The organism is Salinicoccus jeotgali (assembly GCF_039538805.1).
GTDB classification, from domain to species: domain Bacteria; phylum Bacillota; class Bacilli; order Staphylococcales; family Salinicoccaceae; genus Salinicoccus; species Salinicoccus jeotgali.
In genome coordinates this window covers 24350-49921 of the sequence record NZ_BAABCK010000012.1, presented here as the reverse complement: position 1 = coordinate 49921, position 25572 = coordinate 24350, and the positions used below count along the sequence as shown (strand labels likewise).

General features: G+C 44.9%; 26 protein-coding genes. 19 read left to right on the top strand and 7 right to left on the bottom strand.

Going from position 1 to position 25572, the window contains the following annotated elements:
* The first annotated feature begins 50 nt into the window (after positions 1-50).
* The 15 genes from hrcA to ABD734_RS01895 all read left to right on the top strand — a co-directional run bounded on the left by hrcA (position 51) and on the right by ABD734_RS01895 (position 15040).
* Positions 51-1049 carry a heat-inducible transcriptional repressor HrcA gene (gene hrcA, locus ABD734_RS01965; RefSeq protein WP_344700938.1) on the top strand — a complete coding sequence of 333 codons (999 nt, stop codon included), beginning with the start codon at positions 51-53 and terminating at the stop codon, positions 1047-1049.
* 5 nt (positions 1050-1054) lie between these two features.
* Positions 1055-1669: a nucleotide exchange factor GrpE gene (grpE, locus tag ABD734_RS01960; protein WP_344700937.1), complete on the top strand. Its 615-nt coding sequence runs from the start codon at positions 1055-1057 to the stop codon at positions 1667-1669.
* 58 nt (positions 1670-1727) lie between these two features.
* Entirely contained in the window at positions 1728-3563 is a 1836-nt protein-coding gene (gene dnaK, locus ABD734_RS01955; protein ID WP_344700936.1) for a molecular chaperone DnaK, read from the top strand.
* Positions 3564-3657: 94 nt separating this feature from the next.
* Positions 3658-4782 (top strand): molecular chaperone DnaJ, encoded by a 1125-nt coding sequence (gene dnaJ / locus ABD734_RS01950; RefSeq protein ID WP_344700935.1) that lies wholly within the window; start codon positions 3658-3660, stop codon positions 4780-4782.
* 2 nt (positions 4783-4784) lie between these two features.
* Entirely contained in the window at positions 4785-5717 is a 933-nt protein-coding gene (gene prmA, locus ABD734_RS01945; RefSeq protein ID WP_344700934.1) for a 50S ribosomal protein L11 methyltransferase, read from the top strand.
* Between the two features lie 4 nt (positions 5718-5721).
* Positions 5722-6468, top strand: a complete 747-nt coding sequence (locus ABD734_RS01940) for an RsmE family RNA methyltransferase (protein WP_344700933.1) — start codon at positions 5722-5724, stop codon at positions 6466-6468.
* A 65-nt stretch (positions 6469-6533) separates the two neighbouring features.
* Positions 6534-7886, top strand: coding sequence for a tRNA (N(6)-L-threonylcarbamoyladenosine(37)-C(2))-methylthiotransferase MtaB (gene mtaB, locus ABD734_RS01935; RefSeq protein WP_344700932.1), 1353 nt, complete (start codon positions 6534-6536; stop codon positions 7884-7886).
* 62 nt (positions 7887-7948) lie between these two features.
* On the top strand, positions 7949-8614 hold the full coding sequence (deoC, locus tag ABD734_RS01930; protein WP_344700931.1) for a deoxyribose-phosphate aldolase: 666 nt from the start codon (positions 7949-7951) through the stop codon (positions 8612-8614).
* Positions 8615-8715: 101 nt separating this feature from the next.
* On the top strand, positions 8716-8892 hold the full coding sequence (gene rpsU / locus ABD734_RS01925; protein ID WP_344700930.1) for a 30S ribosomal protein S21: 177 nt from the start codon (positions 8716-8718) through the stop codon (positions 8890-8892).
* Positions 8893-9011: 119 nt separating this feature from the next.
* Entirely contained in the window at positions 9012-9695 is a 684-nt protein-coding gene (locus tag ABD734_RS01920; RefSeq protein WP_344700929.1) for an NfeD family protein, read from the top strand.
* A 51-nt stretch (positions 9696-9746) separates the two neighbouring features.
* On the top strand, positions 9747-10721 hold the full coding sequence (gene floA, locus ABD734_RS01915; RefSeq protein WP_380570309.1) for a flotillin-like protein FloA: 975 nt from the start codon (positions 9747-9749) through the stop codon (positions 10719-10721).
* An 11-nt stretch (positions 10722-10732) separates the two neighbouring features.
* Positions 10733-11398: a hypothetical protein gene (locus tag ABD734_RS01910; RefSeq protein WP_344700928.1), complete on the top strand. Its 666-nt coding sequence runs from the start codon at positions 10733-10735 to the stop codon at positions 11396-11398.
* A gap of 110 nt (positions 11399-11508) precedes the next feature.
* On the top strand, positions 11509-12261 hold the full coding sequence (locus ABD734_RS01905) for a DeoR/GlpR family DNA-binding transcription regulator (RefSeq protein WP_344700927.1): 753 nt from the start codon (positions 11509-11511) through the stop codon (positions 12259-12261).
* Positions 12258-13172, top strand: a complete 915-nt coding sequence (gene pfkB, locus ABD734_RS01900) for a 1-phosphofructokinase (protein ID WP_344700926.1) — start codon at positions 12258-12260, stop codon at positions 13170-13172. Before ABD734_RS01905 ends, pfkB begins: the two co-directional genes overlap by 4 nt.
* The gene (locus ABD734_RS01895; protein ID WP_344701052.1) at positions 13172-15040 is read left to right on the top strand and encodes a PTS fructose transporter subunit IIABC; all 1869 of its coding nucleotides are present in this window, start codon (positions 13172-13174) and stop codon (positions 15038-15040) included. The genes pfkB and ABD734_RS01895 overlap by 1 nt, the downstream gene beginning before the upstream one ends.
* A 112-nt stretch (positions 15041-15152) precedes the next feature.
* On the opposite strand, the gene ABD734_RS01890 is transcribed toward ABD734_RS01895, so the two are convergent.
* The gene (locus tag ABD734_RS01890; protein WP_344700925.1) at positions 15153-15647 is read right to left on the bottom strand and encodes a GNAT family N-acetyltransferase; all 495 of its coding nucleotides are present in this window, start codon (positions 15645-15647) and stop codon (positions 15153-15155) included.
* 257 nt (positions 15648-15904) lie between these two features.
* Between ABD734_RS01890 and ABD734_RS01885 the strand changes: the two genes are divergently transcribed.
* Entirely contained in the window at positions 15905-16666 is a 762-nt protein-coding gene (locus ABD734_RS01885) for a glucose 1-dehydrogenase (protein ID WP_344701050.1), read from the top strand.
* Positions 16667-16776: 110 nt separating this feature from the next.
* On the opposite strand, the gene ABD734_RS01880 is transcribed toward ABD734_RS01885, so the two are convergent.
* Complete coding sequence (locus tag ABD734_RS01880) at positions 16777-18447, bottom strand: alpha-keto acid decarboxylase family protein (RefSeq protein WP_344700924.1); 1671 nt, start codon at positions 18445-18447, stop codon at positions 16777-16779.
* A 238-nt stretch (positions 18448-18685) separates the two neighbouring features.
* Here ABD734_RS01880 and ABD734_RS01875 point away from each other — a divergent pair, with 238 nt between their 5' ends.
* Positions 18686-19147, top strand: a complete 462-nt coding sequence (locus ABD734_RS01875; protein WP_344700923.1) for a MarR family winged helix-turn-helix transcriptional regulator — start codon at positions 18686-18688, stop codon at positions 19145-19147.
* Positions 19148-19216: 69 nt separating this feature from the next.
* Here the strand turns inward: ABD734_RS01875 and ABD734_RS01870 are convergent, their stop codons facing one another.
* Positions 19217-20674, bottom strand: a complete 1458-nt coding sequence (locus ABD734_RS01870; RefSeq protein ID WP_344700922.1) for an aldehyde dehydrogenase family protein — start codon at positions 20672-20674, stop codon at positions 19217-19219.
* 247 nt (positions 20675-20921) lie between these two features.
* On the opposite strand from ABD734_RS01870, the gene ABD734_RS01865 reads away from it, so the two are divergent.
* Positions 20922-21656: a glucose 1-dehydrogenase gene (locus ABD734_RS01865; RefSeq protein ID WP_344700921.1), complete on the top strand. Its 735-nt coding sequence runs from the start codon at positions 20922-20924 to the stop codon at positions 21654-21656.
* A 91-nt stretch (positions 21657-21747) separates the two neighbouring features.
* Here ABD734_RS01865 and ABD734_RS01860 read toward each other — a convergent pair whose 3' ends face one another.
* Positions 21748-22182: a hypothetical protein gene (locus tag ABD734_RS01860; RefSeq protein WP_344700920.1), complete on the bottom strand. Its 435-nt coding sequence runs from the start codon at positions 22180-22182 to the stop codon at positions 21748-21750.
* 189 nt (positions 22183-22371) lie between these two features.
* On the opposite strand from ABD734_RS01860, the gene ABD734_RS01855 reads away from it, so the two are divergent.
* Positions 22372-22686, top strand: a complete 315-nt coding sequence (locus tag ABD734_RS01855; RefSeq protein WP_344700919.1) for a CHY zinc finger protein — start codon at positions 22372-22374, stop codon at positions 22684-22686.
* Positions 22687-22694: 8 nt separating this feature from the next.
* On the opposite strand, the gene ABD734_RS01850 is transcribed toward ABD734_RS01855, so the two are convergent.
* The 3 genes from ABD734_RS01850 to ABD734_RS01840 are packed head-to-tail and all read right to left on the bottom strand — an operon-like array spanning position 22695 to position 25571.
* Positions 22695-23885: a cation:proton antiporter gene (locus ABD734_RS01850; protein ID WP_344700918.1), complete on the bottom strand. Its 1191-nt coding sequence runs from the start codon at positions 23883-23885 to the stop codon at positions 22695-22697.
* Between the two features lie 36 nt (positions 23886-23921).
* Entirely contained in the window at positions 23922-25187 is a 1266-nt protein-coding gene (locus tag ABD734_RS01845) for a S41 family peptidase (RefSeq protein WP_344700917.1), read from the bottom strand.
* A gap of 21 nt (positions 25188-25208) precedes the next feature.
* Positions 25209-25571 (bottom strand): ASCH domain-containing protein, encoded by a 363-nt coding sequence (locus ABD734_RS01840; RefSeq protein WP_344700916.1) that lies wholly within the window; start codon positions 25569-25571, stop codon positions 25209-25211.
* Position 25572: the final 1 nt, after the last annotated feature.

The following is a 25572-nucleotide window of genomic DNA, read 5'->3' as shown; positions in this document are numbered from 1 at the left end:
CCATTTTGATAAATTAATATTGGCACTTGAGGATATGGAGTGCTAATGAGGTGAGGTCAATTTTAACCTATAGACAGGAGCTCATACTTTTTTCGATAGTTGATGATTTTCTGAAGGTCATGATGCCGATCAGTTCCAAATATCTGATCGACAAGTATAACCTGGATATCTCTTCAGCAACTGTGAGGAATGAAATGGCCAAGCTCGAAGCGGATGGCTTCTTGACTAAACCACATACCTCAGCAGGTCGTATACCGGCAAGGAAGGCGCTGAGATTCTACATCGATAGACTCAACCAGCAGTTGAGCACAGACAGTGATGCACTCGACTTCACTTTCCTGCCGAAGATGGAAAGGGAGATGGACCGCAATCAGATGAGCCGTTCCCTGGCAGATATGATCAGCGGCACCACCCAATACCTGACACAGGTTTCCTTATCAGAAGAAGATGAAAAAGTAAAAGGCCTTTTGCTTACACCCATTACCACACACACACTATTATTGATCATCGTGCTTCAATCAGGTGCGATCCGAAAAATTCCAGTCAACATGGAAGACGCAATCACGGTACCTGAGTTAGAAAAGCTGGGTAACGAGCTGAATGTGCTGACGTTCGATCAGCCGATCAGCAGATTGCCGGAGATCATCCATGCAATGAAAGTCAGACACGCGCTCAATGGCTTGAAGACGAACCTTGCGCGGGCAGCTGCAGAAGCTGCCGGCGAGCCGGGACAGATAGTGGGGCATTCCGGATTCAACCATCTGATCCATCAAATAAGCAGCGACATCAGCACTTTGCAGCTGCTCTATGACGATATGGAATCAGATCAGTTGAATGAATTGATTGATCTCACTAAAATAGATGGCGTTGATGTCTATTTCAGTGATGAATTGAATCGGGACTATGATTCCATTTCAGTCATTGCGACGGACTTTCATGTAAACGGCATGAGCGGCAACTTGATGATAATCGGTCCAGAATTGATGGGGTACAAAAAGGTAATCGGATTGATGTACGCCATCCGGAACCAGGAAATGAAAAAGGAGTGATTGTAGTGACAAAAGATAATAGCGAAGAAACAGTGGCGAAAAAGAATCATGCCGAGGATGAGGACATAATCATCGAGCATGAGTCGACTGAACAGGAACAATCTGGAATCGAGGCCGACAGTGCTGAAGTGGTATCAGATGACGAATCAACCCAATCAGAAGCCACACAAAAGGACGAGGAAATCGAAGCGCTTAAGCAGAAGCTGGAAGATGAAGAGAACAGAAATCTGAAACTGCATGCTGAGTTTGATAACTTCAAGCGCAGGAATCGTCAAGAGATTGAGAACAACAACAAATACAAACATCAGAAGATTGTGGAAGATCTTCTCCCGATCATTGATAATTTTGAGCGGGCCCTTAAAATCGAGGGGGACTCCGAGTCTTTCGTATCACTCCACAAAGGTGTTGAAATGGTCTACAATGATCTTGTCAATACATTGATGAAATATGAAGTGACGGAAGTGAAAAGCGTCGGAGAAGATTTCGACCCGAATTTCCACCAGGCGGTCATGACCGAGTCTTCTGATAAAGAAGCCGGCATCATCCTTGAGGAATTCCAAAAAGGTTATATCCTGAAGGACCGGGTCATCCGTCCGAGCATGGTTAAAGTAAGCGAATAAAACTTTCCATCGACACGAATGAAGTAACACCAATCAACCAAAATGGAGGAATTTTGTAATGAGTAAAGTTATCGGAATCGACTTGGGAACAACTAACTCTGTAGTTTCTGTACTGGAAGGCGGAGAACCAAAAGTCATCCAGAATGCAGAAGGCAACCGTACGACGCCTTCAGTAGTATCTTTCAAAGATGGTGAGAAACAAGTAGGTGAAGTCGCTAAACGTCAGGCGATCACAAACCCTAACACAATCATGTCCATCAAGAGACATATGGGTACTGAACACAAGGAAACAATTGAAGGCAAAGATTATACACCTCAAGAAATTTCAGCTATGATTCTTCAAAACCTTAAAGAAACAGCAGAAAGCTACCTTGGGGAAAAAGTTGAAAAAGCAGTTGTAACTGTACCTGCATATTTCAACGACTCCGAGCGTCAGGCTACAAAAGACGCGGGACGCATTGCAGGAATGGAAGTTGAGCGTATCATCAACGAGCCGACTGCAGCTGCATTGGCGTATGGCCTGGATAAAAAAGAGCAGGATGAAAAAATACTCGTATTCGACCTTGGCGGCGGTACTTTCGACGTTTCCATCCTTGAACTCGGAGATGGCGTATTCGAAGTGCTTTCAACAGCAGGTGACAACAAACTTGGTGGTGACGACTTCGACGACGTAGTCATCGATTACCTGGTCGAGTCCTTCAAGAAAGAAAACGGCATCGACTTGTCTAAAGATAAGATGGCGACACAGCGTCTTAAAGATGCGGCTGAGAAAGCCAAGAAAGATCTTTCTGGAGTATCTTCCACACAAATCTCCCTGCCGTTCATCTCAGCAGGAGAAGCAGGTCCACTACACCTTGAAGAAACTCTGACAAGAGCCAAATTCGAAGAATTGTCCAGAAACCTGGTCGAGCGCACTATGGGCCCTGCACGTCAGGCAATCAAAGACGCAGGCATCAGCACAAGTGAAATCGACGAAGTAATCCTGGTCGGTGGTTCAACCCGTATACCTGCAGTTCAAGAAGCAATCAAGAAAGAAACAGGCAAGGATCCAAACAAGAGTGTCAACCCGGACGAAGTTGTCGCAATGGGTGCTGCAATCCAAGGCGGAGTTCTCTCTGGTGATGTTCAGGACGTTGTACTGTTGGATGTTACACCACTTTCCCTTGGTATCGAAACAATGGGTGGCGTATCCACTGTCCTGATCGAGCGCAACACTACAATCCCGACAAGCAAATCACAAGTGTTCTCAACAGCAGCGGACAACCAGCCGGCAGTCGATATCCATGTGCTGCAAGGTGAGCGCCCGATGGCTGCAGACAACAAGACACTCGGCAGATTCCAATTGACGGATATCCCACCAGCTCCACGAGGCGTACCTCAAATCGAAGTGACATTTGACATCGACAAAAACGGTATCGTAAATGTTGCAGCTAAAGATCAAGGTACAGGAAAAGAGCAGAAGATCACAATCGAATCCAGCTCCAACCTGTCTGATGAAGATATAGACAGAATGGTTCAGGAAGCTGAAAAGAATGCTGAAGAGGATAAGAAGCGCCGCGAAGAGGTTGATTTGAGGAACGAAGCGGATCAACTCGTATTCACTACAGACAAGACGATCGAAGATCTTGGCGACAAAGTGGAAGCGGACGAAAAAGAAAAAGCTGAGAGTGCAAAAGAAGAATTGAAAACTGCGCTTGAAGGTACTGACATCGAAGATATCAAAGCGAAAAAAGATGCACTGGAAGAAATCGTCCAAGGCATGTCCATGAAACTATACGAGCAGATGGCTCAGGAACAGCAAGCCCAAGAAGGTGCAGAAACAGAAGGCACGCAAGATGACGATGTCGTTGATGCAGACTTCAAAGAAGTGGATGACGAAGAAGATAAAAAATAAGCAGAACCATAATTTCAATTGAGGAAAAGTCAAAGCCAAACGCATTGGCTTTGACTTTTTTAAATGATATAGTATACAGGTTGGAGGCGATAGTATGGCAAAGAAGGATTACTACGAGGTGCTTGGTGTCAGTAAAGATGCTTCAAAAGATGACATAAAGAAAGCATACAGGAAACTGTCCAAGAAATATCACCCTGATATAAATAAAGAAGAGGGCTCAGATGCTAAATTCAAGGAGATATCTGAAGCTTATGAAACATTGAGTGATGAAAACAAAAGGGCGCAATACGACCGCTTTGGCCATGAAGGCATGAATCAGCAGTTCGGTGGCGGTGGTGGATTCAGCGGCGCCGGTGGCTTTGGAGGCTTTGAAGACATATTCAGCTCATTCTTTGGAGGCGGCGGCAGAGTGGATCCGAACGCTCCAAGAAAAGGCGATGACCTTCAATACACCATGACAATCAGTTTTGAAGAAGCAGTGTTCGGGATCACAAAAACCATAACAGTCAAAAAAGAAGTGCAGTGTGAAACTTGTGACGGTTCAGGTGCAAAACCTGGTACATCCAAAACGACATGTAAGATGTGTTCCGGAGCTGGCCGTGTTGCAGTCGAACAGAATACGCCGTTTGGCAGGATACAAACCGAACGCACATGTCCAACTTGTCAAGGTACAGGTGAAGAAATTGAAGATCCATGTAACGTCTGTAAAGGCGCCGGCACTGTAACTAAAGATGTCGAAATCGAAGTCACTGTGCCTGAAGGTGTCGACAATGGACAACAAGTCAGACTACAAGGTAAGGGTGAACCGGGAGTAAACGGTGGCCCGTCAGGCGATCTCTATATCGTCTTCCGTGTCAGAGCCGATTCCAAATTCACAAGAGATGGCGATGACATCCACTATGAACTGCCGATTTCATTTGCCCAGGCTGCTCTTGGCGATGAGGTGACGGTGCCGACATTGAATTCTGAAGTCGTCCTGACTGTACCGGCCGGTACACAAACGGGCAAACGTTTCCGCCTTAAAGAAAAAGGCGTCAAAAACGTCCACGGCTATGGTTATGGCGATCTCTTCGTAACAGTAAAAGTTGTAACGCCGACCAAGCTTTCTGAGAGGGAAGTTGATCTGTTCCGTCAATTGGCTGAACATGGCGGTGAAGACATACAGGAGCAAAACGAGAATATTTTTGATAAAACAAGACGATTTTTTAAGGGTGACTGATCATGAAGTGGAATGAAGTGTCAATCCATACAAAAGAAAGCAATGAAGAGTCATTCTCAATTTTTCTGAATAAAATATCCAAGGGAGTGTCGGTTGAACACTCCCTCGATATTTTGAAACGCAAAATAGATGACTTCGACGATAAATATCGCCTTGACCCGAAAGATTACCCGGAGAGTGACATCCGGATTGTCGTCTATTTCGATGAAACAGTAGATCTCGATGATAAGATGAATTCAATTCGTTCCTTTATCGATGAAGAGCCATTGGATGCCAAAGAGGATATAAAAGTAGCGGTAAAGCAGATAGATGAAGCCGATTGGGAGAATGAATGGAAAAAATATTTCCATAGTTTTCGCGTTTCAGAGCATTTCGTCATAGTTCCTTCATGGGAGCTTGATGAGTATGAATTTATGGAAGATGATAAATTGATCAAACTGGATCCTGGCATGGCTTTCGGTACAGGGGACCACCCCACGACGAGCATGTGTCTTAAGCTGGTCGAGAGGATCGTCGGACCAGAACACAAGATCATCGATGTCGGAACAGGCTCCGGCATTTTGACGATCGGTGCGCATCTCTTGGGGGCAAGGGACCTCAAAGCCACCGATATTGATGATCTTTCAATAAAAGTGGCCCGTGAAAATTTCGAGCTGAACGACTGTGCGGACGATATTGTACTGGAGACCGGTGATCTGTTGAAAGATGAGACGGAACAGTATGATATCGTCATCGCCAACATTCTCGCGCATATCGTCGATGATATGATCGATGATGCCTATAGCCGTCTGAATGACGGCGGGCGATTTATCGCTTCCGGCATCATAACCGAAGCAGAAGAGGGAATCACTTCCCATATGAGCGCAGTAGGCTTCGAAATAGAAGAAGTGCTAAGAGAGAATGGGTGGGTCAGCATATTGGCCCGCAAGGTGTAGCACCATGCAGAGGTATTTCACAAAAGACGTCATCGAAAAAGGGAAAGCTTTCGAGCTTCCTGAGTCAGATGTGCATCATGTCAGAAATGTGATGCGTTTTAAGCCCGGCGATACTGTCCATATGGTAGATGCCTCAAGACAGACGTATTTATGTAAGTTGCTTACAGTGGAAGAGACGGTGAGTTTCATGCCTGTGGGATTGATCGAAGAATCCCCTGAACTTCCAGTTGATGTGACAGTGCTGTGTCCACTTTTGAAAGGTGAGAAATTTGAATGGATGCTCCAGAAGGCAACGGAACTTGGCGCCCACGCTTTTCAGATATATACAGCGGATAGGTCAATCGTCAAACTGGATGATAAGAAACGGCGGAAACGTCTTGAACGGTTTGAGAAAATCATCAAGGAAGCGAGCGAACAGAGCCGACGCCAAATCATTCCAGAAATAGGATTTGGGGCTGGCGTCGATCAACTGGACTTCGAACAGTTCGACCATGTATTCTTCGCCTTCGAAGGAAATGCAGGGGAGCGTGCAGCCAGTCTAGCCGAAGTGGCAAGCGAAGCTGTAGCTGGCGACCACATAGCCATTATCATTGGACCTGAAGGCGGTTTCAGTGAGCGTGAGATAGAAAAATTATCGCGTTTTCACTCAGTCCATCTAGGCCCACGTATTCTGCGCGCAGAGACAGCTCCGTTATATGCGCTGTCAGCCATCAGCACCATATTCGAAGCACCGCCGGCTCCATTGAAGTAACGTGCCGGCTGTGCTATATTTGGTGCAGATGTACGACAAATTCTATGAAGAAAGATCTGATTTTAATGACTGAAAAAACAATTGCATTCCATACACTTGGTTGTAAGGTAAACCACTACGAGACGGAAGCGATGTGGCAACTCTTCAAAAATGAAGGGTATGACCGCGTGGATTTTGACCAGAACGCTGATGTGTTCGTCATAAATACGTGTACCGTAACGAATACCGGAGATAAAAAAAGCAGACAAGTCATCAGACGGGCCATCAGGAAAAATCCGGATGCCGTAGTTTGTGTGACAGGATGCTACGCCCAGACTGCACCAAAGGATATCATGGAGATTCCAGGAGTAGATATAATCATCGGCACAGAAGACCGCGATAAGCTGATTGGCTATGTCAACCAATACCATGAGGAACGCCAACCGATCAACGGTGTAAAGAACATCATGAAGAAACGTACATATGAAGAGATGGATGTGCCGTACTTCACGGATAGGACACGTGCCACCTTGAAGATACAGGAAGGATGCAACAACTTCTGCACATTCTGCATCATTCCATGGGCACGGGGCCTTATGCGTTCAAGAGACCCGGAAAAAGTCATTGAACAGGCGACTCAACTGGTCAATGAAGGCTATAAGGAAATCGTCCTCACAGGCATCCATACAGGGGGCTACGGAGAAGATCTCAAGGATTACAACCTGGCCCAGCTGCTGCGTGACCTTGAAGAAGTGGAAGGCTTGAACCGCCTCAGGATTTCAAGCATCGAGGCGAGCCAGTTGACCGACGAAGTCATCGATGTCATCAATGACTCGAATAAGATAGTCCGCCACCTCCATATACCGATACAATCAGGTAGTGATACGGTCTTGAAACGCATGAGACGCAAGTACACGATGGAATTCTTCGAGTCACGCATCATCAAATTGAAAGAAATCATGCCGAATGTCGCCATCACAAGTGACGTCATAGTCGGTTTCCCAGGAGAAACAGAAGAAGAGTTCATGGAAACATATGACTTCATCAACCGTCACCATTTCTCTGAACTGCATGTATTCCCGTATTCGATACGTACAGGCACACCAGCCGCACGCATGACGGATCAGGTGGATGAAAATGTGAAGAATGAACGGGTCCACCGCCTGATTGAGCTCTCTGACCGCCTGGCGACAAGCTATGCCGAACTGTTCAAGGATGATGTGCTTGAAATCATACCTGAGGAAGAGAAAGATGGTAAGCTCATCGGCCACTCGGATAACTATCTGAAGGTGGAAATAGAAGGGGACGCCTCCTTGACGGGTGAGCTCATCAAAGTGAAGATTACTGAACCAGGTTACCCAGTCAGCAAAGGGGAAGTAGTTAAAGTCCTCGAAAAACCGATGGTTAAAGCCTATGCCTATCTGGAGCGCACGATTTAGTTATTTGACGTGAGACAATAAAAAAAGATCATCTGTTGATCCTAAAGTAATGGAGTGGAAGAATGGAACTTTCAAAATATATCGATCATACACTGCTTAAACCTGAAGCAACCCAAGATCAGATTTTCGAACTTTGCAAGGAAGCAAAAGAATACGACTTCTGCAGCGTCTGCATCAATCCAGCATGGGTGGCAACTTCAAGAGACCTACTGGAAGACAGCAACGTCAAAGTATGTACAGTCATCGGCTTCCCGCTTGGAGCCTCTACTTCTGAAGTTAAGGCGTTCGAGACGATGAATGCTATTCAAAATGGAGCGGATGAAGTGGATATGGTCATCAATATCGGAGCACTGAAGTCAGGAAATGAAGATCTAGTCTATAATGACATCAAATCCGTATGCGATGCAGCCGGTCAGGAAGTGCTCGTCAAAGTCATCATCGAAACTGCGCTTTTAGACAGTGATGAGATCGTTAAGGCGTGTGAACTGAGCAAGAAAGCGGGTGCTGATTTCGTCAAGACATCCACTGGATTCAATGGTGAAGGCGCCAAAGTCGAAGATGTCGCCCTGATGAGGATGACTGTTGGAGAAGATATGGGAGTCAAGGCCAGTGGTGGCGTACGCTCCTTTGAAGATGCCAAACTCATGATCGAAAGTGGCGCAACGAGAATCGGTGCATCTAGCGGTATAGCGATCGTAAACGGTGGCCAGGGAGAAAGCAGTTATTAATTAGCGGTTGACCCAATTTTCTCTATATATTATAATGTATAAGTACATAGTAGATGCTATGTAATAAGTAAGCTTTTTGTTATCCGGAGGGAGGGAATACGATGTCTAAAACAGTAGTTAAGCAAAATGAACCTATTGAAGACGCGCTGCGTCGTTTCAAGCGCACAGTTTCTAAAAGCGGCACGATCAAGGAAGCTCGTAAAAGAGAATTTTACGAAAAACCTAGTGTAAGACGCAAAAAGAAATCAGAAGCTGCCCGTAAACGCAAATTCAAATAGGTCGACTCCCTCTGAATAGTCGATATATAGAGACAGCACTTGTGTGCTGTCTCTTTTTAGTGGAATCGATTTTATAATAGTATGTTTTAATGTATAATGAACTTAATGGAGGGATTCAAATGGCGATACTAGATTCATTTTTGCTCGGAAGTTTAATCACAACCTTCAGAGATGTCGTAACTATGCCATTGATTGCCTTTATTTTACTATCCATATTCTTTTTAGGTTTGATCTATCAGTTGTTTTCCGAGAACTTCAATTTACTTGGCCTCCTCTCCTTCCTCTCAATTATCGTGTTTTATGCAGGACACCTTCTTGTTGGAGATTATAATGGATTATCACTCTCGCTCTTTATTTTGGGCATGATGTTCATAATAATCGAGTTTTTTGTAATCGGTGCCATACTTGGCATTTTGGGTGGCCTGATGCTGCTTTTTAGTATCTTGCTTGTAAGTGATGATATGCTGCTCTTCAGTATTTTCTTAGCTACCATCATTTTATTGGCATTAGTCGAATGGGTGATATTTGTGAAGTTCAAAAAGAAGAAAATTCCTTTTTTGAGCCGTCTGATTTTAGAGGATGCCACAGATAAGGAGTCTGGTTATACGTCATTTGATGACCGGTCGTATCTGCTCGGGGAAGCTGCTAAAACGGTTACTCCGCTCAGGCCATCAGGAACAATCAAGTTTGGTGACCAGCGTATCGATGCTGTTGCAGAAGGTGCGTTCATTGAAGGGAATGTAGATGTAAAAGTGATACATGTCGAGGGAACGCGCGTAGTCGTCAGACCATTAGAAGAATAATGAAAAGGAGCGTATCATATGAATCTTATGTTTATTACAGGATCAGGATTGATGATCATCTTTTTGGTCGTCATTGCATTCATTGTAATTTCCTTCTTCCTGTCCTTCGTGCCGATCGGGCTATGGATTTCTGCCATAGCTGCAGGCGTTAATGTAGGTATTTTCTCGCTTGTCGGAATGAGGCTCAGACGGGTCAAGCCGAAGCGAGTCATCGAACCGATGATCAAGGCACATAAAGCCGGCCTGAAAGTGTCGACGAACCAGTTGGAGTCGCACTTCCTCGCCGGTGGTAACGTAGACCGTGTTGTAGATGCGCTTATTGCAGCGCAGCGTGCGGACATCAACCTTACGTTTGAACGGTGTGCAGCCATTGACCTTGCAGGCCGTGACGTTTTGGAAGCAGTGCAGATGAGCGTCAATCCTAAAGTCATCGAGACACCTTTCATTGCGGGTGTTGCAATGGACGGGATCGAAGTCAAGGCGAAAGCGCGCATCACCGTCCGCGCCAACATCGAACGTCTTGTCGGTGGTGCGGGTGAAGAAACGATCGTTGCACGTGTAGGTGAAGGCATCGTTTCCACAATCGGTTCCTCAAAACGCCATACAGCTGTACTTGAGAACCCTGACAGCATCTCAAAGACGGTATTGGCTAAAGGACTCGATTCCGGTACGGCGTTTGAAATTCTGTCGATAGATATTGCTGATGTGGACATCGGCAAGAACATCGGTGCGGATCTTCAGACTGAACAGGCTGTGGCCGATAAGAATATCGCCCAGGCTAAAGCAGAAGAACGCCGTGCCATGGCTGTCGCACAAGAGCAGGAAATGAAAGCACGCGTAGAAGAAATGCGCGCGAAAGTGGTCGAAGCAGAGTCTAAAGTACCACTTGCGTTTGCACAGGCACTTGAAAGCGGCAACATCGGAGTCAGCGATTACTATGATCTTAAAAATGTCGAAGCGGATACAAACATGCGCGATTCGATCAATAAAATGACTGACCCGACACGCAAAGATCAAGATGAATAGGCTGTGATACTATGGAAATACTTCCTCTGCTTATATTTTTGGGCGGTATCATCTATACAGCGATCGCCAGCCAAAAAGATAAAAGCAAAGATAAGGAGCGGAATATTGATCCGAGCAAGATGGAGCGTCCGACCAGCAAATCTGCGCCAAGAAGAAGACAGCCGAATACGTCAGAAGAATCAAAAGGCATGTTTGGCGATCTGATGGGCGAGATTGAGCGTCGTATGGGCACCGGAGAAGATAGCAAGACTCAGCCTGTTCGTCAAGAACAACCAACCGAACAATCTTCCAGGCCAGCGTCTACCCGAGGCGAACGCCAACCGAGGGAACGCCGCTCCAGTGAACGTACTTCATCTGGGCGTACGTCCAGCCGCACAATGGAAGATAAAGTGAAGAACACAAGGGCTGGGCGTCAAGAACAGAATCTTGAACGCGAAGTGAGGAACACAGATTGGGCTGAGAGAGTAAAAGAGGAAAGTCAATCCAGAATGGGGCAGTCACGAAGTCGTAATGCTCCGATAGAAGTTGGTAAACCAGAAGCAGAAACAGAGAGAAGCACTGCTGGTAAAAAGGAAAAAACAAAATTGAAGAAAAATGGTCTTACATTTGAGGCACATGATGTCGTCAACGGCGTCATTTTTTCTGAAATACTTGGTAAGCCCAAATCGAAGAAATAACATCCGCATTTGCGGGTGTTATTTTTTTTGATTGGATATGATTAATATTGATTATAAAAGATTGATTTTGATCGAATTTTACTATACAATTCATTCAAGAGGGTGATTAAATGCTCACGTCAAAAAGATATGAAATCATAATGGACCACCTTGCCAAAAATGGAACTGCCTCCGTCAAAAAACTTGTCGAATTGACTAAAAGCAGTTCAGCTACTGTAAGAAGGGATCTATCATATCTAGAGGATGAAGGCGCCCTTCAACGGGTACATGGTGGGGCAACAAGCAGAAAAAACGAGAGAGAAGAAGATTATGGGGAAAAATCCGTAAAAAACCTCTCGAAAAAAATCAAAATCGCTCAAACGGCTGCTTCATTGATTGAAAATGGAGATGTCATTTTTATCGATGCAGGAACCACGACCTACGAAATGGTACACTTCATCAATCAAGAGGACATCACGATTGTGACGAATGGCATCACCCTGATAGAACCGTTGGTCAGAAACGGGCATGAAACACATGTTTTATCTGGCAGAGTGAAACCAGCGACCAAAGCAGTCGTGGGGCCTGAAGTCATAGAGAAGATCAATCATCTCAGTTTCGATAAGTGCTTCGTAGGGGCAAATGCCATTTCGGCTGAACATGGTTTATCGACACCCAAAGAAGCAGAAGCGTTCATAAAGAAGAGTGCCATCCGTCAGTCCAACGTGGCATATGCACTGGTCGACAGTTCGAAATACAACCGTAATGCATTCGTCCATTTTGCCGATATAGAAGAGACGGCGATAATTACCGACGATGCCTCCCACGGTTTCCTTAAAGCAATTCAATCAAGGACAAATATAATAGGGGGTGCCAGCCAATGATCTATACAGTAACGTTCAATCCATCCGTGGATTATGTAGTAAGGTTGAAGGAATTTGAAATGGGTGCACTCAACAGAAGTTCTGATACTGCCAAATACGCAGGCGGTAAAGGCATCAATGTATCCCGCATTTTGAATGAACTCGGTGTTGAAACGACCGCACTTGGATTCGTAGGTGGATTCACCGGAGATTTCATTGAATCCACATTGTCAAAAAGCGGCATTAAAAATGATTTTTTAAGGGTGGAAGGAGATACCCGCATCAACGTCAAATTAAAGACGGATGAGGAAACTGAAATAAATGGAGCAGGACCTATCATCACAGATGATGATCTCGCCAAGCTCGAAGATCAACTCACATCCTTGAATGAGAGTGACCATGTCGTGTTTGCCGGCAGTGTCCCCTCGAACCATAAGGATGTGTATGAATTTTTGAGCAGTCTGCTCCATGAGCATAATATCGGCTTCAGCATCGACACTGAAGGGCAAAAGCTAGTATCAACGTTGAAGTATCACCCTTATCTCATTAAACCCAACGACGTCGAATTGGAAGAGATAGTGGGCCATAAACTCAGTACGCAGGTAGAGAGGATCAGTGCCTGTCGTGAGCTTCTGTCGCAGGGGGCTTCAAATGTATTGCTGACACTCGGCAGTGAAGGGGCGCTATTTGTCAACGCCGAGGCTATTTATCGCATGCCACCTCCACCGGGAACGCTAAAAAACTCTGTAGGTGCAGGCGACTCTACAGTCGCAGGTTTCATTGGTAAAAAGGGAAGGGGACTTGAAGCACAGCTTAAATATGCAGTGGCTTCAGGAAGTGCCACAGCTTTCAATGACGATCTTGCCAAAAGATCGGATATTGAGCATTTAGTGGATATGATAGAACTCCAATCGATAGAAGAGGTGAAATGATGAGAATAACAGAGCTGCTGACAAAAGATACAATTAATATGTCTGTCCGTGCCCAGGACAAGGGTGCGGTCATAAAAGAACTCGCTGAAGGTTTGGAACAGACAGACAAAGTGACGGACTCAACGCGTTTCATTGAAGCAATCCAAAGACGGGAAAATCAAAGTACGACAGGTGTCGGTGACGGCATAGCAATTCCGCACGCCCAGACGTCCGAGGTGAAGACACCAGCAATCATGTTTGGACGCAGTACTGATGGGATAGATTATGATTCGATGGATGGACAACCAGCTTATCTGTTCTTTATGATCGCTGCACCGGAAGGTCAAGCGACGACCCATCTCGATGCACTAGCGAAGCTCTCTACGATATTGATGAATGATGAAGCGCGCAAACAGTTGATGGCGGCATCGACCAAAGACGAGATATTGGATACCATCGATCATTTCGACGACAGTTCACCTGCAGAAGAAATAACCGATGAATCTTCTGACAAACCTTATGTGGTCGGCGTCACAGCGTGTCCAACGGGTATTGCGCATACGTATATGGCAGCCGATGCCTTGAAGAAAAAAGCAGGCGAGCTGGGCTATGATATCAAAGTGGAGACAAACGGCTCAGCCGGTGTCAAAAACGAACTGACTGAAGCGGATATAGAGAAAGCGGCAGGCGTCATCGTCGCTGCTGATACGAATGTCAACATGTCACGCTTTGACGGCAAAAACGTTGTCGAAGTTCCGGTGGCAGACGGCATCAAGCGCCCCGGTGAACTGCTCAATCAGGCACTTGATTCTTCGAGATCGCCATATGCAGCTGCACAATCGGGCAAACAGCTTGAAGATAGCCAGACCTCCAAAGGAAAATCTTCGATTTATAAACATTTGATGAACGGCGTCTCCAATATGCTGCCATTTGTTGTTGCTGGCGGGATATTGATAGCGGTCAGTTTCATGTTCGGCATCCATTCAGCAGACCCGGATCACGAACAATACAGTCCTTTTGCAGAGATGATCAATTTCGTCGGTGGAAATGCCTTCCAACTGATGATCCCGATCCTTGCCGGTTTCATCGCCATGAGTATCGCTGATAGGCCGGGTCTTGCTCCAGGTATGATCGGCGGCCTTATGGCGTCTACTATGGGGTCAGGTTTCCTCGGTGGTCTGATCGCCGGTTTCCTGGCCGGTTATCTGATGGTCGGCATCAAAAAATTGCTTGAGGGCTTGCCGCAGACGTTGGATGGTTTGAAGCCAGTACTGCTCTATCCGCTGATCGGTGTGTTTTTGACAGGACTGATCATGTATTATATCGTCGATCCCCCGGCGAGTGCATTGAATGAATGGATGAATACATCTCTCAGCAGCATGAGTGGCGGAAACATCATCCTGCTTGGGGCCATTGTGGGTGGCATGATGGCGATCGATATGGGTGGCCCTATAAACAAAGCCGCTTATGCATTCGGCATTGCAGCACTTTCAGCAGGCAACGCAGAACCGATTACTGCAGCAATGATAGGTGGGATGGTACCGCCTCTAGCAATTGCATTCGCGACCATGATGTTCAGAAATAAATTTACAGAGGTTGAAAGATCATCCGGCCCGACGAACCTGATTATGGGTGCTTCGTTCATAACGGAAGGTGCGATACCTTTCGCTGCAGCTGATCCGCTCCGCGTCATCCCGACGATGGTCATCGGTTCCGCTACAGCAGGCGCGCTTGCGATGGCTTTCGCAACAACGGTGAATGCACCCCACGGCGGACTGTTCGTTGCACTGACGATTGGTGAGGGGAGACTAATGTTCCTCGTATCACTGTTGATAGGCACGATAGTTTCAGCATTATTGCTCGGATTGTTCAAAAAAAGAGTGGCCTAACTCTTCAAAGTTCTATATAAAGAATAATACCGGCCGCATCCATCAACCTGGATGCGGCCGGTATTATTTCTCTGGAGGATTGAATCCATGTCAGAAATATATAGCCTGCATATCATAATAGCTTATACATATATAGTTCATTGACCATTTTGCCGTTAATTTTCAAAGACTGTACTTTCTCACCTTCCGTTTTAAACCCCATTTTCCGATAAAGTTTCAAGGCAGGCACATTGTTCTCGATGACCGTCAGTTCCAGTCTTAAAAGGTTATTATCCCCTGCCCAGCCGAATATCTTCTGAAAAAGGCGGGTCGCGATTCCTTTGCCACGGTACGCTTTATCTACACCCACCACGAGGGAGGCACGATGTCTGTTCCTATTGAGTTTTCCCCGAAAGGCTGCTATAAAGCCGATAAGTTGGCCTGACTCCTCTGCAACATAAAAGATGGTTGAAGCATCATCATTCAGTTTCACGAGTGCGCGGCGTTGTTCTGCTGTTTTCATCTTTCTTTCTCCCGGGTCATGGAGCATGAATCCGGAGTCGTCCAATTTTTTATTCAAGGCGAGGAAATTTTCAGCATCGCTAATGGTCAGGCGTCTTATATGCATCGAGTCACTCCCTGTTTAGTTCTTATGGTATGCATAAATATCTATATGAGTTGGTTTGATGATATGATACCAGAAAATCAAAAGCTTTTCAGTAATCAGATGAATCGAATCTTTAAGCCATTATATTCAAAGGCTTAGAGCACAAGTGATATTATAGAGAAGTAAAGGATTTAATCATTCACTTGGTTTATTCAACGGTTACAAATGTATTAGACAGAAACCAGGTGGATTTATACTACATGAAAAGGATGATCAAGATGGGTAAATTGGATGAAAAAGTTGCAGTCATTACAGGAAGTGCGTCGGGAATCGGTAAAGAAATCGCCAAAACTTACGCCGAAGCGGGTGCTAAAGTCGTCATAGCAGACTTCAATGAAGAGGCGATGAATGATACGGTCGATGAATTCAAATCTCAAGGCTTTGCTGTGCATGGCGTTAAAGTGAATGTCGCTTCCAATGAAGAAGTAGAAAATATGATTGATGTCGCCATAGAGGCATTCGGCAGGGTAGATATCCTGGTCAATAATGCAGGCGTGAGTGACAACATGCAGGCAGCCGAAAATGTTACAGATGATGTATGGAACCGGGTGATGTCGATCAATGTCGATGGCGTCATGTATGCAATGCGTAAAGTCATTCCACACTTCAAAGAGAACGGCGGGGGCACAATTGTAAATATGGCTTCAATCACCGGACTGACGGGTGGTCGTGGAGGATTGACCTACACTGCTGCCAAACACGCAATCGTCGGCATGACGAAAAATGTTGCGTCCCACTACGGGCCTGAGAATATCCGGTGCAATGCATTGGCGCCAGCGGCTGTCCAATCAGGGTTCTCAGCTGGCATGAAAGATGTAGACGAATTTGGCATGGAAGCATCAACGAGGGGTGTCAACCTCATGCCGCGGGCTGGCACAGTGGAAGAGATTGCGAATATTGCCTTGTTCCTTGCCTCTGACGATTCAAGTTACATCAACGGTGTAGCACTTGCGGCAGATGCAGGATGGAGCGCATATTAGTAGCAAAAATCTAAATACCATCAAATATGGCTTGCAAAATCCATTTCAATAGAAAGAAGCCCTTTAAAAACTAAAGGGCTTCTTTTCCATATATAATCGATCGGACAAAATCAGGCATTCTGATTTGCAAAGCGTTTCGACAGTTGTTCCAACAGGTCAGGCTTATCGTCACGGTGCATGATGACTTCAATGAAGGTCATCGATTCTGAATTATCTTCTGCAGTCTTCAAGGCTTCTTCAAGCTCAGTCTCAGTTTTGACTTTAAGTGTCAAAGTTTTACCTTCAGGATCGAATACTTCAGGAAGTTTCATGTAGTCCCACATCGGTATGTCGTTATAGGGCTGGTTTTCACCATGGATGGCACGTTCAACAGTATAACCATCATTATTGATCAGGAAGATGATCGGTTTGATCTGTTGTGCGAGCATTGTCGACAGTTCCTGCGCGGTCAGTTGGAATGAGCCATCCCCGATAAGGAGAATGTTCCGACGGCGCATATCTGCAAGTTGAGATCCTAGTAGGGCAGGCAGTGTAAAACCAATTGAACCCCAGAGCGGTTGTCCGATGACCATCGTATCTTTCGGTATCGGCATCGTTGCTGCGCCATAGTAGGCAGTGCCTTGTTCCGCAAGTAGGATATCCTTTTCTTTCATGAAAGAAGATAGGCGTTCAAAGAAGCGGTTTTGTTGAAGATTCTCTTCTTTAGCTTCATATGTGCCAGATTTAAGCTGCTCGTGCAGGGACTTAATGTCCATCGATTCAGGGTCTTTTTTGCTGACTTTCCCACTCAGTGCAGACAATGCGTCGTGCATTGTGATAGGCGCGTGTTTCTTTTCTGTCGCTTTTACGGAGAAAGGTGAAATCTGAATGACGTTCTTTTCTGAGAAGTTGTAGGAGAAGCCGCCTGTCGTCGAGTCGGTCGGTTTGGCTCCGATCTGTATTATGCAGTCGGCTTCGTCCACGCGTTGCTGCAGGTAGGGCGCACTCAGTTCACCATTATAGACGCCGATGAACTGCGGATGTTCTTCATTGAATACCCCTTTGCCGCCACTCAAAATCGTAACCGGGATGCCTGTTTTATCAGCGAACTGAAGCAGTTCTTCCCGATTTTCATAGCGGTTCACTTCATATCCCGCCAATATGACAGGCCGATTTGCTTCATTGATCATGGGTGTAATTTCAGCAAGCATCTGCTCTAATGCCTCCTGGTTGCTGTCGGCCACTTCTTCATGAAGTGGCGATGTTGGCTTACTTGCCGGCTTATTATATACATCAATCGGCAACGTAATATGGACAGGGCGCTTTTCAGTCAAACAGGCAAGCAATACCCTGTCAATTTCATGAGCAGCATTCTCCTGCGTCAAGAAAGTCTGGGCCGCAGTCACTTCCTGAAACATTCTGGAAAAGTGATCAAATTTGCCGTCGCCTAATGTATGATGGACATAAAGTCCGTTATCCATCACTTTTGTCGTCGGCGCACCTGAAATTTTAACTACAGGAACATGCTCGGCATAGGAACCAGCAATTCCATTGATGGCACTTAATTCACCGACACCGAACGTTGTACTCAAAGCAGCAATGCCATTGATGCGAGCATAACCGTCGGCAGCATAAGCGGCATTCAACTCATTGCGGTTACCCACCCATTCCATGCCTTCATGGTCGATGACATCATCCAGGAAAGCCAAGTTGTAATCACCTGGTACGCCAAACATATGGCGGATGCCAAGCTCTGATAACCGATCTAATAGATAGTCTGAAACAGTATACTCATATTTCACTCTTAACACCTCAAATTAGTATTTTGTTGTGCATTTTTAATAGAACCATAGTCTGATGGCTGGGTCTTCGCTTCATAACGCACTAGATTCCAACCAACTTATGTCTGATTAAAGAGTAACATCAGCATCATTATAGGTCAATGTTATTGACCTATAAAAGATTAGTGCATTTAAAGGCTCCCGACTCAGCATAAAGACACTATATTCTGATATTCTTTTACAAGGAGGTAATTGCACTATGGATAAAAATCGTGAAGACCAGTTAAATGAGACACTTATGCTTTTTTATTTTGCATATCGGACATTTATAAAAGAACCTGACCGCATCCTCTCGCAGCACGGCATCCATCGTCTTCATCATCGAATTCTATTTTTTGTCGCCAGACAACCGAAGATCAGTGTCCATGAACTTTTGGATACATTAGAAGTGACTAAACAGGCGCTGCATGCCCCGACACGTCAACTGGTTGAGATGGGTTATATGACGAGTGAACCTGCATCATACGATCGTCGTGTTCGTGAATTGAAACTGACAGAAAAAGGGGAAGCGCTTGAAAGACAATTGAGCGATGTTCAAAGAGGTAAAATGAATGAAATCTTTGAGTTGATGGGATCAGACAGCGAGGAAATCTGGAAAGAAGTGATGAAAAACATCATTGCGGTTGATGAGCCAAAAACCGAAGATGGAAGTACCACTTGAAGTGGACACATTAAAACATCCCCCGGAGAAATCATATGCTGATTCCCCGGGGGATGCTCATTTTAATTATTAAAATGGAAACTCCCTTGTTTTCTTCTGGACTGAAATCCATTTTTTCTCTGTAAACTCATCGACGATATATGGACTTCCGAATCGGCCGATACCGCTCTGGCGCATACCGCCGAACATAGCAGTCGGTTCATCCTGGACCGGCTGGTCATTGATATGGGTCATGCCGAATTTGAGCTCAAGCGCATATTGGCGTGCTTTTTCTTCATCTTGTGAGAATATGGCAGAGCTGAGCCCATATTGGGTATCGTTTGATTTTTTGATGATATCATCATCGGATGATCCCTTGATTATTATAGCAATAGGAGAGAACATTTCAGTCTGTGCCAGTTCGCTGTCATTCTCTACATTACCGATTACAGTAGGGGTCAATACATTACCTTGTTGTTCGCCTTCAAGCAATATATCAAAACCGGAATCTTTAGCAGTCTGGATATTATCGAGAGACTTCTCCATCTGCTTGCTGTTGATCAGTGGACCAACGACCACTTCTGGATCTTTAGGGTCTCCGTATTTTATATTTTTGGAGCGCTCTACGAATTTTTCTGTGAATTCATCATATAGATCTTCGTGCACGATGATGCGGTTGATTGCCATACATATCTGTCCTTGGTGCAGATACTTACCGTAGATCGCTGCATCCACCGCCTTATCGACATCCGCATCGCTCATGACTGCCATCGGACCATTGCCGCCAAGTTCCAGGGAGACTTCTTTCAGCAACTCACCGGCAACTTCACCGATGTGGCGTCCGACAGGTGTAGAACCGGTAAAGCTTACATGGCCGACGACGTCGTGATTGAACATGATATCGCCAATGACGCTGGAACGTGAGAGGATGGAATGGAAGATGCCAGCAGGCAAGCCCGCTTCCTCAAATGCCTTGGCGATGACTGAACCGGATACCAGTCCACATTGTATATCAGCTTTATGCACGACAGCATTGCCGAGTGCAAGGGCAGGGGCAATCGTCCTCATGGATAGATATAATGGAAAGTTGAATGGTGCAATCGAGGATATGACACCCTGCGGCAAGCGATAGTTCTCATTGACCTTATCAGGGATGATCGATTCCTTTTCTTCAAACTTGCCGATTTTATCGACCATCGTCAGCGATTCCTCCATGACGCCTACAGTCAAGTTGAATTCAAGTCCTGCTTTAACTGAAGTACTGCCGGACTCTAGCGTAAGCATTTCCACGATATCCTTTTCATTATCCTTGAAATATTGGATGGCCTTCTCCATCACTTCTTTTCTTTTGGCGGGATTTTTACCCCATGCATCTTGTGCGTTGGCTGCACCTGTGAACGCTTCTTCGACTTGATCGACAGAAGCCATGGTGGCTTCGGCCAATGTTTCACCATTATATGGATTCGTCATTTCAGTCTTCTTCTCATCAGCACCATCAACCCATTCGCCGTTAATGAAACTTTTGTTGAGTTTTTGATATTGATTCATGATTTTCCTCCTATATTTACAGCACTGCAATAATTTAATGCAGGCTACTGATTAATCACGTAGTATTGCAACCGGATAAACATCGGTTGACTCTAAAATCATATTCCCTTACTTTACACAACTAAACTCAGTTCATCGTATTGTAACAAATCTTTGAATTTTACTTATTCCATGAGTATATCGTTTCACAAACATAGTGAAATCTGGAATAATAAAGATAATCCCAACAACAAGGAGCATCATATTAATGAAACGATTAGAAGACAAAGTACTTATCATTACCGGAGCGGCACAAGGCATGGGCAAACTGCATGCTGAAAAAGCAGTCGCACAAGGCGCAAAAGTTGCAATTACAGACATCAATGAAGAAAAAGGGCAAGCTGCTGCGAAAGAGCTTGGCGAAAACGCTCTATTCATCAAGCATGATGTGTCTAATGAAGAAGACTGGAAAAATGTAGTTAATCAAGTCGTAGAGAAGTTCGGGCATGTAGATGTACTCGTGAACAATGCCGGTATCACTTACAATAAAGGACTTGAAGATACTTCACTTGATGATTATATGAAAATTGTAAACATCAACCAAGTTTCCGTCTTCCTCGGAACTAAAACGGTAGCACCTCTCATGAAAGAACAGAAAAATGGTTCCATCATTAACATCTCTTCAATGAATGGATTGGTAGGGGGCGCTCCAGCATACACTGATACGAAGTTCGCTATACGCGGACTTACGAAAGCAAGTGCACGTGAATTGTCTCCATTCAACATCAGAGTAAACTCTGTTCACCCAGGTGTAATCCAGACACCGATGCTTGAGCAAGAAGGTGTAAAAGAAGCGGTTGAAGAATTTAAGAAGACAATCCCTATGCGCCGTGTTGCACAACCTGAAGAAGTTTCCGATATGGTGGTATTCTTAGCTTCAGATGAAGCAAGATACTCTACTGGTTCAGAATTTGTCATAGACGGCGGTATTACAGCTCTGTAATGACAGATGAAAAAAGGATGTTCACAATGAGCATCCTTTTTATTATGGGGTATTCTGTATTGAAGGGCCTATAAAATAAAGATCGGACCTTCTACCTCTCCAGGAATTCCACCGGAAAATCCACTTTGAATATCTGTTTCAATTTGGATAAGCCCCGCGCTTTCTGATCACTTGATGTTTTGAGCTCTGCTTGTTCTATGATGGCAGAGTATGTGCTGTAGTTTTTAGTGCTGGCGTCGAAATCTTCAAAAATGATGTTCAATTTTTGCGAATCCTCTTGGAAGACCACCTTGAGTTCGTCTTCTTCCAAGGCATACTTTCCTTCGGCATCCTTCATGTACGGTGTTTCAACCGTTCCTTCCTTGAAAGTAAGGACGGTCAACCCTTGGTGATTACTTTGACCGCTAGGAAGAGTGGTTGGATAGATAAGATTGAATGATCTGCCTGAAAGTTCATCTGCTTCATTGCCGCATCCCGTAAGAAGGCATGAAGCTAGAAGTGTGAGAATAATGGCTAGGTTTTTCATACGCATGCACTCCATTGAATAGTGAATTGCTCAGGTTAAAATAATCCTCTTATAAGCAGAAACTTTAGCGCGAAATGCGGGGCCTCAACTTATTGAATAGTCAGATCATTTACTTTATGGTATGTTCAATGATAACGGTTTTACTATTATATTCCAACCCTAGAAGGGAATAAGGAGAGGTGCTGTTCAATGAATGGAATCCATGGTTCACCGATTGATGAACAGACGAGATGCATCCATTACCATTCCGAGAATGACATCGTAGCAATCAAGTTCAAATGCTGTAATACATATTATCCATGCTACAAGTGCCACCAGGAAGAAGCGGATCACGATAGGGAAGTATGGCAGAAAGAAGAATTTCATACATCTGCCATACTGTGCGGATTGTGTGGACATATCCACACAATCCGTGATTACTTATCACGATCCAGTTGTGCAAATTGTCATACTGCCTTCAATGAAGGATGCGCGCTTCATCATCATATATATTTCGATGTCTAGATGATTGTCTATTTGAGTAGCTTCTTAGATAGGGGCGAGACGCCGAGGCTTTGTATCACCAGCGAAGCGAGGGTCGCTGCAAATGCCAGTGAGATGATCATTGCAGAGTCTGAGGAGTCCGTTTGGGAATACAGACTCAGTATCAGATAGACCGACATCGAGCCCTTCAGTCCTGCCCATGAAATCAGGGTGGACTCGCGCCAACTTATATGATGGCGCCATTTTGGGAATATCTGCGTAGTCGACATGATGATGATGAAGCGGGTCACGAGTGCCAGAATAAAGATGATGATGGCAAAAACCCATGCGTCGAAGATGAGGAATTTAGCCGCTTCTATACCGATCAGTAAGAAAAGAAGGGACAACACAGATAGTTCAACGACTCCCCAAAACCCATCAAGCGCCTCCCTGAAATGATCTTCTTTGCTTGCACGGCTGTACTCGAACGACAGCATGATACCGGCAAAAATTGTTGCGAGGACACCAGATACGCCAACGGCTTCAGCAAGGTTGAATAAGCCATAGGCCAAGATGATGCTAAGCATGACTTGATACTGCCTGTTATGGATGAAGTGTACTGCCTTACTCATCAGCCAGCCAAATGCAACGCCGAGTAGCGTACCACCTAGGGAGACGAAGAGGAATTCCCCGAGGAAAGTGAATACCCCGAATGTCTGGCTCCCGGTATACATGCCGGCAAGCGTACTGAAGATGACGATGCTTGTGCCGTCATTGATCATGGATTCGCCCTCAACGACATCCGCCACTTTCTCATCGTCTGAGGCGCTCTGTATGATCGATACAACAGAGACAGGGTCGGTCGGAGTGAGAATTGAAGCAATGACCAGTGCACCAAGAAGGGATATGGAGACGAACGGACCGCTTAAAACGTAGATAGCGGCGCCGAGTATCGCCACCGTCAACATGATTCCGATAGTGGCAAGGAATGCGATGATGCCGACATTCTTCCGGAACTTATCAGCTGGAAACTGATAGGCAGATGTAAATAAAAGGGCAGGCAGGAAAATATGATAGATAGTGTTTTCAGTCAAGTTGATGGATGAAAAGTAGGGGATGAAATATAAGCCGATGCCGATCAGCACAAGGACTACCGGCACAGGAAAACTATTCTTCTTTTTGTCTATTGTAAAGATCATATAGCCAATCAACAGCAATATGATCAATTGTGAAGCAGTCATGGTGCCACCTCCTGGAGAATTTAAATTAAGATACTTTTAATGACTTCTGTCAATAAAAACCATTGCTGCTTCTAAGTCTGGATCTTCAGTGATATGACGGGGGTTCCATGGGATATTAATATCCGGCTTAACAGCAGCATCCCACTCGGATATAGCGTTCCCGTCAGGTCTTTCCGGCATTTTTGAAGTAGGATAATACAACTCAAATAGACCGGCCCATTCTTCTATGACAAGGTTGGAGTAGACATTGACGCCTGCGGTAGCCCTTCCCACAACTGTGGCTTTTGGAGAATCTTTGCAAAGTTCCAAGAAACCTTCTGTAGCACTGCCTGAAGTTACATCCGACAAAGCCACTACTTTTTTTGGATATCTGGTGCCGCTGATTGATATCACTTCATCTTCTTCATCTAAAAATCTAAAGCCTTCACCTACATTGTCATACATATTTGTGATGTAATCGCTCAGATCCTTTTCAGCTTCCTTGTCATCCAAAGTTTTAATGAATCGTGATACCAGTCTCTTTGTCAATTCAGCATTGCGTTTTGTACAATTGAACAATTGCCGGGACTGCTCGAGTTTGACGGTGTTGTCACCTTCAGGGTACAGGTAGGGTAGCAAGCCTTTGAATGATTGAGCATTGCCCCCTGCATTCTGTCTGACATCGACAATCATATTACAGGCACGTGAAATTTCCTCTTCATGCCTTCTTATGAATGAGTTTGCTTTTTCAGTATCCGAAAAAGAGGGGAGCCTCAGAAGAAGGGTGGCATCATCCAGCCATGTCCGTCGGAATGGTATCGGGTTGAATCGAGATTGATGCGCCGTCAAATCAAATGTATGAATGCTGCCATCTTTCTTCTCGGTAGTGCATGTGGAATATTTGGAGATGATTGGAGTCCAATTCTCTCTCTCATGGATGCTATCTAACAATTCCCTTGAGTGTCTGACTGCTAAATCTCCAATCGGTTCATAATCTAAAGCCAGAATCGCATCACCTGTTTCAAGGTCTGTGTTGTCATCTGATTTTGTAACATATAAGCGGTTTTTAAATCGTCTTGTTCTGAACCCGATGTCACGTATCTCATTATTTTTTATCGTGAAGTAGACATGCTTATCCTTAAAATCTACTAGATAATCATTCACGATCTCTACAAACTTATCTTGTGTCAGTGAGCCATCTGCTGTCATATTGAGAATTTTTGACTTGAATTTTTCCGGATTGTCCCATCCTTTTTTGTCCAGATGCCCCGAGTAGTCGTTATGCATGATTGATATAATTTCATCAAAGACTTCACAATACATATTGCCCCTCCTGTCTATATTTTAATCGTCTGGAGAATCGGCGGCCAATCTGATGTAGATGGCAACCGCACCCCATTTCTCTTCTTGTTCGCTACTGTATATGTCATAAGTGTTCCGGATCATTTCTGCGATTGTTTCACCGCGGTCATTACCAAGCTCTTTGCCACTTATACTGGTGTACATATCCTTAAAAGTAGGGTAAGTCTCCAACTTTTCCACAGTCACTGTTACAGATTGATCCTCTTCAGGCAGTACAGTGAAGTGTATCGTATCATTAGGTTTTAATTTGCGTCTCTTATCATCATTCAATCTTACTTCCACAGTTTTATATCCTGACTGGATCATGTTGAAGGGGGTTTTGAATAGGTGCATATGGTGTTCCATC

Bases quoted from the DNA above. Each gene is read 5' to 3' on its own strand.
- ABD734_RS01850 (WP_344700918.1), bottom strand. From the start codon at position 23,885: ATGACTGCTTCACAATTGATCATATTGCTGTTGATTGGCTATATGATC.
- ABD734_RS01845 (WP_344700917.1), bottom strand. From the start codon at position 25,187: ATGTATTGTGAAGTCTTTGATGAAATTATATCAATCATGCATAACGAC.
- pfkB (WP_344700926.1), top strand. From the start codon at position 12,258: ATGATCTATACAGTAACGTTCAATCCATCCGTGGATTATGTAGTAAGG.
- ABD734_RS01885 (WP_344701050.1), top strand. From the start codon at position 15,905: ATGGGTAAATTGGATGAAAAAGTTGCAGTCATTACAGGAAGTGCGTCG.
- ABD734_RS01920 (WP_344700929.1), top strand. From the start codon at position 9,012: ATGGCGATACTAGATTCATTTTTGCTCGGAAGTTTAATCACAACCTTC.
- ABD734_RS01910 (WP_344700928.1), top strand. From the start codon at position 10,733: ATGGAAATACTTCCTCTGCTTATATTTTTGGGCGGTATCATCTATACA.
- deoC (WP_344700931.1), top strand. From the start codon at position 7,949: ATGGAACTTTCAAAATATATCGATCATACACTGCTTAAACCTGAAGCA.
- ABD734_RS01890 (WP_344700925.1), bottom strand. From the start codon at position 15,647: ATGCATATAAGACGCCTGACCATTAGCGATGCTGAAAATTTCCTCGCC.
- dnaJ (WP_344700935.1), top strand. From the start codon at position 3,658: ATGGCAAAGAAGGATTACTACGAGGTGCTTGGTGTCAGTAAAGATGCT.
- ABD734_RS01875 (WP_344700923.1), top strand. From the start codon at position 18,686: ATGGATAAAAATCGTGAAGACCAGTTAAATGAGACACTTATGCTTTTT.
- dnaK (WP_344700936.1), top strand. From the start codon at position 1,728: ATGAGTAAAGTTATCGGAATCGACTTGGGAACAACTAACTCTGTAGTT.
- ABD734_RS01940 (WP_344700933.1), top strand. From the start codon at position 5,722: ATGCAGAGGTATTTCACAAAAGACGTCATCGAAAAAGGGAAAGCTTTC.
- ABD734_RS01860 (WP_344700920.1), bottom strand. From the start codon at position 22,182: ATGAAAAACCTAGCCATTATTCTCACACTTCTAGCTTCATGCCTTCTT.
- ABD734_RS01865 (WP_344700921.1), top strand. From the start codon at position 20,922: ATGAAACGATTAGAAGACAAAGTACTTATCATTACCGGAGCGGCACAA.
- ABD734_RS01895 (WP_344701052.1), top strand. From the start codon at position 13,172: ATGAGAATAACAGAGCTGCTGACAAAAGATACAATTAATATGTCTGTC.
- ABD734_RS01840 (WP_344700916.1), bottom strand. From the start codon at position 25,571: ATGGAACACCATATGCACCTATTCAAAACCCCCTTCAACATGATCCAG.
- ABD734_RS01870 (WP_344700922.1), bottom strand. From the start codon at position 20,674: ATGAATCAATATCAAAAACTCAACAAAAGTTTCATTAACGGCGAATGG.
- floA (WP_380570309.1), top strand. From the start codon at position 9,747: ATGATCATCTTTTTGGTCGTCATTGCATTCATTGTAATTTCCTTCTTC.
- ABD734_RS01855 (WP_344700919.1), top strand. From the start codon at position 22,372: ATGAATGGAATCCATGGTTCACCGATTGATGAACAGACGAGATGCATC.
- ABD734_RS01905 (WP_344700927.1), top strand. From the start codon at position 11,509: ATGCTCACGTCAAAAAGATATGAAATCATAATGGACCACCTTGCCAAA.
- rpsU (WP_344700930.1), top strand. From the start codon at position 8,716: ATGTCTAAAACAGTAGTTAAGCAAAATGAACCTATTGAAGACGCGCTG.
- mtaB (WP_344700932.1), top strand. From the start codon at position 6,534: ATGACTGAAAAAACAATTGCATTCCATACACTTGGTTGTAAGGTAAAC.
- prmA (WP_344700934.1), top strand. From the start codon at position 4,785: ATGAAGTGGAATGAAGTGTCAATCCATACAAAAGAAAGCAATGAAGAG.